The 10,914-nt window shown below is 49.5% G+C and carries 8 protein-coding genes; 4 read left to right on the top strand and 4 right to left on the bottom strand.

Annotated elements, in window-relative coordinates:
• Nucleotide 1 precedes the first annotated feature (1 nt).
• On the bottom strand, nt 2-1,195 hold the full coding sequence (locus D9736_RS00170; RefSeq protein WP_276319952.1) for an autotransporter strand-loop-strand O-heptosyltransferase: 1,194 nt from the start codon (nt 1,193-1,195) through the stop codon (nt 2-4).
• A gap of 1,463 nt (nt 1,196-2,658) precedes the next feature.
• On the opposite strand from D9736_RS00170, the gene acrD reads away from it, so the two are divergent.
• Nucleotides 2,659-5,772 carry a multidrug efflux RND transporter permease AcrD gene (acrD, locus tag D9736_RS00165; RefSeq protein WP_064526280.1) on the top strand — a complete coding sequence of 1,038 codons (3,114 nt, stop codon included), beginning with the start codon at nt 2,659-2,661 and terminating at the stop codon, nt 5,770-5,772.
• Nucleotides 5,773-5,864: 92 nt separating this feature from the next.
• On the opposite strand, the gene ypfM is transcribed toward acrD, so the two are convergent.
• Nucleotides 5,865-5,924, bottom strand: a complete 60-nt coding sequence (ypfM, locus tag D9736_RS00160) for a protein YpfM (protein WP_001386977.1) — start codon at nt 5,922-5,924, stop codon at nt 5,865-5,867.
• A 378-nt stretch (nt 5,925-6,302) separates the two neighbouring features.
• Here ypfM and D9736_RS00155 point away from each other — a divergent pair, with 378 nt between their 5' ends.
• From D9736_RS00155 to D9736_RS00145, 3 genes are read left to right on the top strand one after another with little or no spacing between them, the layout of a single operon-like run.
• On the top strand, nt 6,303-6,659 hold the full coding sequence (locus D9736_RS00155; RefSeq protein ID WP_130207437.1) for an ArsC family reductase: 357 nt from the start codon (nt 6,303-6,305) through the stop codon (nt 6,657-6,659).
• Between the two features lie 3 nt (nt 6,660-6,662).
• A complete protein-coding gene (gene dapE / locus D9736_RS00150; RefSeq protein ID WP_130214573.1) occupies nt 6,663-7,790 on the top strand; it encodes a succinyl-diaminopimelate desuccinylase in 1,128 nt (375 codons plus the stop codon).
• Nucleotides 7,791-7,817: 27 nt separating this feature from the next.
• Nucleotides 7,818-8,018, top strand: coding sequence for a YpfN family protein (locus D9736_RS00145; protein WP_000383836.1), 201 nt, complete (start codon nt 7,818-7,820; stop codon nt 8,016-8,018).
• A 97-nt stretch (nt 8,019-8,115) separates the two neighbouring features.
• Here the strand turns inward: D9736_RS00145 and ypfH are convergent, their stop codons facing one another.
• The gene (gene ypfH, locus D9736_RS00140; protein WP_130222011.1) at nt 8,116-8,814 is read right to left on the bottom strand and encodes an esterase; all 699 of its coding nucleotides are present in this window, start codon (nt 8,812-8,814) and stop codon (nt 8,116-8,118) included.
• 73 nt (nt 8,815-8,887) lie between these two features.
• Nucleotides 8,888-10,903 carry a tRNA cytosine(34) acetyltransferase TmcA gene (tmcA, locus tag D9736_RS00135; RefSeq protein ID WP_130257408.1) on the bottom strand — a complete coding sequence of 672 codons (2,016 nt, stop codon included), beginning with the start codon at nt 10,901-10,903 and terminating at the stop codon, nt 8,888-8,890.
• Nucleotides 10,904-10,914 lie beyond the last annotated feature (11 nt).

The raw sequence follows: 10,914 nt of genomic DNA, 5'->3' as shown, positions 1-10,914 counted from the left end.
ATTAGTCCTTTAGGCTAAGGGCGGCGCGTTCGTCGCTCAGGGTTTGATGGAGCCGATGGATAATGCGGTTAACTTGCTGGCCGGTAATAAGTCGAGAACATTCGTATTGCCGGTCGGTACCCTTATGACGCGGGCACCATAAAAAATCTTCGTGGTCAAAATCGATGCTTACGTCATCCCAGCAGCCGTGGCAGCCGTGTGAATTGAATACCCGCCACGGGGTATAGAACTCGCTTTGCGGATCGGTAAAACCACTAATCAACACCACCGGGATGTGACAACTCCATGCCAGCCAACTCAGGCCACTGCTCAGACCGACAAAAAAGTCCGCGTGACGCAGGAGATCTACCCGCTGTTGTAACGGCAGCGCACCGGTAAAATCCTCTGCACCGTGGGGAATGTGGTTCCAGACAAAACCAGAGCCGTAATGTGCTTCCTTATCAATACACAGCACCCGATAACCCAACGTTTTCAGCTCAGCCACCACCTCCGACCAGCCATGACCGTTGTTCCAGTATTTCGCCTGGCAAGAGGACTGGGTGGCGATACAAACGTAGGGTTCATCAATGACACGCGGTGCATCGAGCTTCAGCCGAGGTGGTTCTTCTTGCGGCGGAACGCCGAGGATATAGCCTGCAATGCGGGTAAAACCGACCTGACGAAAATCCAGCGGCTGATGAGTGTCGTTAGCTTCGAAGTACAACCCGATGCGGTAGCTGGCGTAGGGATTATGAGTTTTAATGGTTTCGCGCGTGGAGAACTGTATTTCAGGGTACTGTTCGTGGAGCAGTTCGATAATTTCTGCTCCCATCACACACTCCAGTTGACACTGATGCTGCTGGCGAAAACGTTCGGCATATGGAAACCAGCCAAGGAGATCGCCTAACGTTCCGGTGGGGAAATGAATAATGACCGATTTGTCTCGCAGATCCTGCTCGACATCCAGTACCGGCGTGGATTCATCCTCCTTAAAGACCTGAATACGAAAATCAACGAAGTACTTTTTACCGCTCAATACCCAGCCTTCATTGGACTGGCAGGTAAATAAAACATTACCGGAAGCGTCGTCGATTAAATTAACCAACCAGTTACCCGGAGGGAGTTTGACGCGCGCGCCATCATTGAAATCGTAGCGAATGCCGTGTAGGGATTTTTGAGTGGGGACATAAGGTGCATTAGCAAAAGATTGCAGCAACGCTTTAGTACCTACAAAGGTATCATCATTACTCACTGTAAAATTCCTTTTTAATTAAAGTTCAATAAAACGCCTTATTTTTAGGAAGAAAACAAACTCACCCATTATGATTTTTCATAACAGATAATTTTTATCTCAACACTCAGGTGATAAACATATACTGCACGCAGCATAAATTAATGAAATTAGCGCAATATATCCCCTACCCATGACAAGCATTGAAAAATAGCTAAAGCATTCATCAGAGTAAAATATTTTTTATTTTTTGCGCTAGCACACCCCAACCATTGATATTTAACCAACGACTTAAATTCATTATCATCAACCAGTTATTGATTAGTTGTTTCTATATTAATTTTTCATCTTCCGTTCACTAACCAATAGTAAGCCACTGTTACCCGCCTGATACAATGTGTCAAAAACAGTCTTCATGACGCTTTGAAAAATGAAAAAAATCCAATAAAATCAATAAAATACAAACAATATGATTATTTTTTACATGCCTATAAAATACATGCAATACAAAAATCAATAAAAAAAACCATTACAACCCATGCCAATACACTTTATTAGCAATAATCTACCATGAGCGACACGCCCTCCAGAAAATAGATATTAAAAATAGTGACATTTTATTTAAATAAAGTCATATAGTTTTTATAGATCGATAAATGAAAATCGATCTATAAAATAGATCGATCTATCTGAAGAATAATTCACGTAGTGCTTATGAAGATAGCTGAAATACTTAAAAAGAAAGCTAAAAACATTTACAGCATTACTTACCATATGATTTTTAACCCAAAAAATATGCTTTCCATCTTAAAAACCACAGAGGGAGAAGATACCCGACGTTGATTCATAAGAAAGAGAGAAAGCCATTTTCGTATAAAATTATAAATATCAAGAATACTTCCACACAAACAAAACACAAGAATCATACATGACATCAATTTAATATCTCTATATATTCATATAAATATTAGCAGGAGTCGTAAAATAGTGTTTAGTATGTTGATGGTTGTCAGAAAAAACGAGCTGCTTCCTTACCTATTGCAATGAACCAGGCAAACAAGATGTTCGCTTTTTGCAAACTCTCCGGGCAAAACGATGCCCGGAAACTATTCCGTTAAGAAGAATTTTTGTTAACATCCTGCTGTGGCTTTACATTTGTAAAAGATGCATTTTCGCTAACAGGATTCGAATGATGTTCTTTCCGGCGATGGTCAAATAAAAAATGACTATGTTTTTTATTACAAATCAATAGATTGAGAACACTACTCATTCAGACACTGCAATGGAAAGAGATAGCTGTCGTCACTTTGCGCTTATGCAAACTTTGCTACCGAGTGCTGATAATTTACATTATCTCCTTTTTTTCTCCACGATTGGCTCGTACCTTGCCGCTACAGTGAAGCAAGGCATGCCCATAACGATACGCAGAACTACGAGGTCCTCTTTTAATGGCGAATTTCTTTATTGATCGCCCCATTTTTGCCTGGGTGCTGGCAATTCTGTTGTGTCTGACAGGAACCCTGGCCATTTTCTCATTGCCCGTTGAACAGTACCCGGATCTCGCACCACCGAATGTGCGAGTGACCGCTAACTATCCTGGCGCGTCAGCCCAGACGCTGGAAAACACCGTGACCCAGGTTATCGAGCAGAATATGACAGGCCTCGATAACCTGATGTATATGTCATCACAAAGCAGCGGTACTGGACAGGCGTCAGTAACGCTCAGTTTTAAAGCTGGCACAGATCCGGACGAAGCAGTGCAACAGGTGCAGAACCAGTTGCAGTCGGCCATGCGTAAACTACCGCAGGCGGTGCAAAATCAGGGCGTGACGGTGCGTAAAACCGGCGATACCAACATTCTGACCATTGCCTTCGTCTCTACCGATGGTTCGATGGATAAACAGGATATTGCCGATTACGTTGCCAGTAATATTCAGGACCCGTTAAGCCGCGTGAACGGCGTTGGTGATATCGACGCTTACGGTTCGCAATATTCGATGCGTATCTGGCTGGATCCGGCAAAACTGAACAGTTTCCAGATGACCGCCAAAGATGTCACTGACGCCATTGAGTCGCAGAACGCACAGATTGCGGTTGGGCAGCTTGGCGGTACACCGTCGGTCGATAACCAGGCACTCAACGCCACCATTAACGCCCAATCACTGTTGCAAACGCCAGAACAGTTCCGTGATATCACTCTGCGGGTAAATCAGGACGGTTCGGAAGTGAAACTGGGTGATGTCGCCACCGTCGAAATGGGAGCGGAGAAATACGATTATCTTAGCCGTTTCAACGGTAAACCAGCCTCGGGGCTGGGGGTAAAACTGGCCTCCGGTGCGAACGAAATGGCAACGGCAGAACTGGTGATCAACCGTCTGGATGAACTGGCGCAGTATTTCCCGCCCGGACTGGAGTACAAGGTGGCGTATGAAACCACCTCGTTTGTTAAGGCCTCCATTGAAGACGTAGTGAAAACGCTGCTGGAAGCTATCGCCCTGGTTTTCCTCGTTATGTATCTGTTCCTGCAAAACTTCCGCGCTACGCTGATTCCAACTATCGCCGTGCCGGTAGTGTTGATGGGAACCTTCTCGGTGCTTTATGCCTTCGGCTATAGCGTCAACACCTTAACCATGTTCGCGATGGTGCTGGCAATCGGCCTGCTGGTGGATGACGCCATCGTGGTGGTAGAAAACGTCGAACGTATTATGAGTGAGGAAGGACTCACTCCTCGCGAAGCCACACGTAAATCGATGGGGCAAATCCAGGGCGCACTGGTCGGGATTGCAATGGTGCTTTCTGCCGTATTTGTGCCAATGGCCTTCTTTGGCGGCACCACCGGGGCTATCTATCGCCAGTTCTCTATAACCATTGTTGCGGCAATGGTGCTGTCGGTTCTGGTGGCGATGATCCTGACTCCGGCATTGTGCGCCACGCTACTTAAGCCACTGAAAAAAGGTGAGCATCACGGGCAGAAAGGCTTTTTTGCCTGGTTTAACCAGATGTTCAACCGCAACGCCGAACGCTACGAAAAAGGGGTGGCGAAAATTCTCCACCGGAGCCTGCGCTGGATTTTGATTTACGTCCTGCTGTTAGGCGGCATGGTGTTCCTGTTTCTGCGTCTGCCGACGTCGTTTCTGCCTCTGGAAGACCGTGGCATGTTTACCACCTCGGTACAGTTACCCAGCGGTTCGACTCAGCAACAGACTCTGAAAGTGGTGGAACAGATCGAGAAGTATTACTTCACCCATGAGAAAGACAACATCATGTCGGTGTTTGCCACTGTCGGTTCTGGCCCAGGGGGGAACGGGCAAAACGTGGCACGAATGTTTGTCCGCCTGAAAGACTGGAGCGAACGCGACAGTAAAACAGGCACCTCGTTTGCCATTATCGAACGTGCAACAAAAGAATTTAATAAAATCAAAGAAGCTCGCGTTATCGCCAGTAGCCCGCCTGCTATCAGCGGTCTTGGCAGTTCCGCTGGATTTGATATGGAGTTGCAGGACCACGCCGGGGCTGGTCACGATGCGCTGATGGCCGCGCGTAATCAGCTGCTGGCGCTCGCGGCGGAAAACCCAGAACTTACTCGTGTGCGCCATAACGGTCTGGACGACAGCCCGCAATTGCAGATTGATATCGACCAGCGCAAAGCGCAGGCACTGGGCGTTGCCATTGACGATATTAACGACACGCTGCAAACCGCGTGGGGCTCGAGCTATGTGAATGACTTTATGGATCGCGGTCGCGTGAAGAAAGTCTATGTGCAGGCTGCCGCGCCGTATCGCATGCTGCCAGATGACATTAACCTGTGGTATGTGCGTAACAAAGACGGCGGCATGGTGCCTTTCTCCGCCTTCGCGACCTCTCGCTGGGAAACAGGCTCGCCGCGTCTGGAACGCTATAACGGCTATTCTGCGGTAGAGATTGTCGGGGAAGCCGCCCCGGGTGTCAGTACGGGTACCGCAATGGATATTATGGAATCGTTGGTGAAGCAGCTGCCGAACGGCTTTGGACTGGAGTGGACAGCGATGTCGTACCAGGAACGACTTTCCGGTGCGCAAGCTCCGGCGCTGTATGCCATTTCATTGCTGGTGGTATTCCTGTGTCTGGCTGCACTTTATGAAAGTTGGTCAGTACCGTTCTCGGTAATGCTGGTTGTACCGCTGGGGGTTATCGGCGCACTGCTGGCAACCTGGATGCGTGGGCTGGAAAACGATGTGTACTTTCAGGTTGGCCTGCTAACAGTCATTGGTTTGTCGGCGAAAAACGCCATCCTGATTGTTGAGTTTGCCAACGAGATGAATCAAAAAGGCCACGACCTGTTTGAAGCGACGCTCTACGCCTGCCGTCAGCGTTTACGTCCGATTCTGATGACATCGCTGGCGTTTATCTTCGGCGTATTGCCAATGGCGATCAGCAGTGGTGCCGGTTCCGGTGGTCAACACGCAGTCGGTACTGGCGTAATGGGCGGGATGATTTCTGCCACCATTCTGGCGATTTACTTCGTGCCGCTATTCTTTGTGCTGGTGCGTCGTCGCTTCCCACTGAAGCCTCGACCAGAATAAGCAATAAAAAAGGCGACATACGTATGTGTCGCCTTTTTCAACTCTCTGATAAAGAACCTGACGTCAGGTTCTTTCATTTCCTGTTCTGGAAATTACTTACGAAGCATAACTTCGATAAAGTCTTTCCAGTTCCCCAGTTCACGTTCAATCATAACAACCTCTCTTATAATTATGGGTATTCTACGGAAACAATATACCGTGGTGAAGCTAATTTATTCGATTGCTGTGATTACTACCTCCGGGGCAAAGCCTACGTTAATACTATGGCCCTGTGACAGGGATTTTTATGTGATGAACAGCAACATTTCGACATATTCATACGGATTCTAATACTGAATTAATTCTGTTTAAAATACAAAAATATACCAAGAGGAACATTCTTAATAATGGCATTAAAATTGTTCACAACCATTTAATAATTGTTAAGTTAAATACCTTAATAATGTTATATTGCCTGATAATCATTTGCGGGAAATATGTATTGACCGTTAAATGATTAGTTATTCTTAATAATCGCAAAAGGATTCATTATGGTTACCCTTTACGGTATCAAAAATTGTGACACCATTAAAAAAGCACGCCGTTGGCTGGAAACCAATAACATCGACTTTCGCTTTCACGATTACCGTGTTGATGGCCTGAACAGTGAATTGTTGAACTCTTTTATCAATGAATTAGGCTGGCAAGCGTTACTTAACACCCGTGGCACCACCTGGCGCAAGCTGGACGAAGCCACCCGCAACAATATCACCGATGCGGCCTCCGCTATGGCATTAATGACTGAAATGCCTGCAATCATCAAACGCCCATTGCTCTGTGCGCCAGGGAAGCCTATGCTGCTGGGTTTCAGTGAATCCAGTTATCAGCAATTTTTCCATGAGGTGTAGTCTATGTCGTGTCCGGTTATTGAGCTGACACAGCAGCTTATTCGCCGCCCATCCTTAAGTCCTGATGATGCAGGATGTCAGGCAATCATGATCGACCGTCTGCAGGCAATCGGTTTTACCATTGAACGCATGGATTTTGCGGATACGCAGAATTTTTGGGCGTGGCGTGGGCAAGGAGAAACCCTGGCCTTTGCCGGACATACTGACGTAGTCCCCCCTGGCGATGCCGACCGTTGGATCAACCCACCATTTGAGCCAACCATTCGCGATGGCATGTTGTTCGGGCGCGGCGCGGCTGATATGAAAGGCTCGCTGGCGGCAATGGTAGTGGCAGCAGAACGTTTTGTCGCACAACATCCCAACCATAAAGGCCGACTGGCATTTCTGATCACCTCAGACGAAGAAGCCAGCGCCCACAATGGCACGGTCAAAGTAGTCGAAGCGTTAATGGCGCGTAATGAACGGCTGGATTACTGCCTGGTCGGTGAGCCGTCGAGTATCGAAGTGGTTGGCGATGTAGTGAAAAATGGCCGTCGCGGATCGTTAACCTGCAACCTCACCATTCATGGCGTGCAAGGGCATGTGGCCTACCCGCATCTGGCTGATAATCCAGTACATCGCGCAGCACCTTTCCTTAATGAATTAGTGGCTATTGAGTGGGATCAGGGCAATGAATTCTTCCCGGCGACCAGTATGCAGATTGCCAATATTCAGGCGGGAACGGGCAGTAACAACGTTATTCCGGGTGAACTGTTTGTGCAGTTTAACTTCCGCTTCAGTACCGAACTGACTGATGAGATGATCAAAGCACAGGTGCTTGCCTTGCTGGAGAAATATCAACTGCGTTATACGGTGGATTGGTGGCTTTCCGGGCAGCCATTTTTGACCGCGCGCGGTAAACTGGTGGATGCAGTCGTTAACGCGGTTGAGCACTATAATGAAATTAAACCGCAGCTACTGACCACAGGCGGAACGTCCGACGGGCGCTTTATTGCTCGCATGGGGGCGCAGGTGGTGGAACTCGGGCCGGTCAATGCTACCATTCATAAAATTAATGAATGTGTGAATGCTGCCGACCTGCAGCTACTTGCCCGTATGTATCAACGTATCATGGAACAGCTCGTCGCCTGATGAGTCGTTCTGTAAGAGGAAATAAGCATGGACTGGCTGGCTAAATATTGGTGGATTCTGGTGATTGTCTTTTTGGTGGGCGTCCTGCTGAACGTGATTAAAGATCTCAAGCGCGTCGACCATAAGAAATTTCTCGCCAACAAGCCGGAGCTTCCCCCGCATCGTGATTTCAACGATAAGTGGGACGATGACGACGACTGGCCGAAAAAGGATCAACCGAAGAAGTAAGCTGAGGGGCCGGATAAGGCGTTAACGCCGCATCCGGCAACGGAGAACAATGCCTGATGCGACGCTCACGCGTCTTATCAGGCCTACGCAGCTGTTATTACATCATTTCAATTACATCATCATCGCCAGGCTTACCGCCACTTAGCGCTTCGTCGAAATAATGTTTCGGAATGGTATAACGCAAGTGATCCAGGGCAAATTGCATACTGCGATTGTCGATCGCATGGCCTAAATCCTCCACGATATCCAGCGTCACATCACCACCGGCACTGATTAACGCTTCCTGCGCCGCAACCGCATGCGCCAAATCGATAACCGGATCTTCACCACCATGAATCAAGTGAATTGTCGTGGCTGTAGACGCGGTTTCCGGCAGGCTGGCATAGCGTCCGTTAAAAGCAATGACGCGTGAGGCAAGGCCAGGCTCGGCTTTAATACTCTCCAGCGCCATAATCGCGCCTTGTGAGAAACCGATTAGCGCCGTGGCGTTAGCCCCTACTCCGCTCTGTTTCTGCCAGTAGCGCACCGTCTCAATAAACGTCGGCATGATGGCATCCACACGCGCCTGGCGGTTTTCTTCCGTAATACCCTGCACCGAAAACCACTGGCGCCCCGCCGGATTACCGCTCGGCTCCGCACCACCGACACTCACCACCAGCGCATCCGGGAACAGCGGTGCAAACCAACTGCCGATCTCCCCCATCGCTACCGGGTTATCGCCGACACCGTGAAAAAGCAGCAACAACTGTTGCGCAGGTTTATCCGGGCTTTGAACAACAAAATGGTCATGTTTCATGGCGAACTCCTTAACTGATGTCATTAATTTTACGCCGCTGACTCACAATGACCATGGGATAAAATTGAAGGAGTCAGTGAAAAAATTGCCATTGCGTTATGCGATCGCGCAGGCGTTCAGTGCGGGTATCATCAAGCGCGAATAGCGCCTGTGCCGCCTCTTCACGCTGACGGGCCAACAACGCCTTACGCCCCGAAAGTTTAAGTGTGGTACATAACTGCGCGTCGCTGACGTTTTTCTGCAAGCGCCCACGCAGCGCTGGTAATGTCAGTTCGCTGATTTGCAGCAGACGCATTAAACAGCCTAATGACGTTAAAAGCGGACGATGAGCGAAAGCAAAACCAGCCAGTTCCAGCCAGTCGCCGTCAGTAACCACGATATCGTTAAGCGGATCGACTGGAATAGTTTCGCCATTCCACTGCGCGATAATTTGCGCATCGCGGCGTAAACGAAAATGCTCACGTTCTGCCAGTTGTTTACCCGCTTCGCTAATCGGTAACAACGCCATCGCCGTATAGCAACCGCTGCTGGCTTCGCGATGATTACCCATTCGCACCAGCACAAAACCACAGCGTTGCCAGAAACGCCATAATTCCTCGGTGTAGCCAAAGCTTACCGAAAGGTAGTCGAGGCCAGGCGTATATTGCAAAGCGCTGGCAATGAGCTGTTGCCCAACGCCTTCGCGCTGACGCGCCGGATGGACTGCAATCCGGCTGACCCGCCGTCCGCGCAATGTCGCCGCCTGTGGATTGCTGCCGTGCGCCGCCAGCGACTGGGCCACCAGATTACCCCGCGGGCGACGAAAACCCGCCCATACCGCCTGACTGAGTTTTTGAGATAATCCGCCCTCATCCACCAGCCACAGCGCCCCGGCAATCTCGTTGTCGCCAGCCGCCTGTAAAAAATGTTGCCCTGGTGCATCCATCATCCGGCGTAAATCCAGCGGCGAGGTCCGGTAGTGCGCACCAGACAATAGCTGATATACCTTTAACGGCGTTTCTGGTTCGCTTCGCCATAACGTCTGTTCAAAAGCAGAAATGACAATGTCACCTTGTGGTTCGTGAGTGAAGTTTTCGTCGTCAAAAACCAGTGCCTCACTGACTATTTTTTCCAGCGGGCATCCCTGCGCCCAGCGGATCGGCTGTTGCAGTTCAAAACGGTGTAAATGCGGAAAGCGAGCGCAAAATTTCAGCAAAAAACCACGTCCGGTGCCTTCATAGCCCTGTACCGTTGTAGTTAACAAAGTGCGTGAGAAACGCGATACCAGTTGATGCAACAACGGCGCAGGAATGGCTGCAGCTTCGTCAACCACCAGCCAGTCAGCTTTTTCATCACTGGCTAATAAGGCATCTGGCGCCACAAAGCGATACTTCTCGCCCGCAAACTGCGCCAGCACATCCGTTGCAGCCTTCGCAGGTGCTGTAACAATCGCACTGCCAGAGATACGGGAAATGAGTTGCCCCGCCAGCGCCGACTTACCGCGCCCGCGCGCAGCAGTTACCGCAGCCACGCCCGGCGGCATGGTCAGCAGTTGCTGTAATATGTGCTGTTGTTCTGGTTGCGGCTCGCCAGTAGCAGGACGCCAGTCTGAATAAGGAGCAAAATGTGCCAACCTGAACGGCTGATTTTGTCGCCAGAGGATAGCGTTGTTATCCGCCGCAAGTACGCGTTTGAGATGTTGGACAAAATGCGGAGTCGCAATAGGACCAGGGCAATCACTCCAGCGCAGCGAATCGACATCAGGATGGTTTTCCCATTCTTCCCACGCAGGGAGCAACAACACCAGCCAGCTTCCCGCTTTCAGCGTTCCGCTAAGTGCTGCAAAAGCGGCGGCATCAAAACCCTGGCGGGCGTCGAATACCGCATGCTGGAACTCGCGCCCAAGTAAAGTTTGTAGCGCTGATGGCGGACAGTGGTTTTCAGAAGCTGGCTGCGGCGAAACCCACAGCCAGTCGCCCGGTAATGCGTCACGCAACTTAAGCGCATACTCACCGCACCAGCTTCCTTCGCCGCTCAACACTAACAAGCGGCGAATCCCTTCGCGTTTCATTTGCGCTGTTAATGTGTGAAGCGCAGTCAGTTCAGCCATCCCTGCCCCGG

Source organism: Escherichia sp. E10V10, from assembly GCF_004211985.1.
GTDB lineage: Bacteria > Pseudomonadota > Gammaproteobacteria > Enterobacterales > Enterobacteriaceae > Escherichia.
The sequence above is the reverse complement of the archived record's forward strand: the minus strand, read 5'-3'. Positions and strand labels throughout refer to the sequence as shown.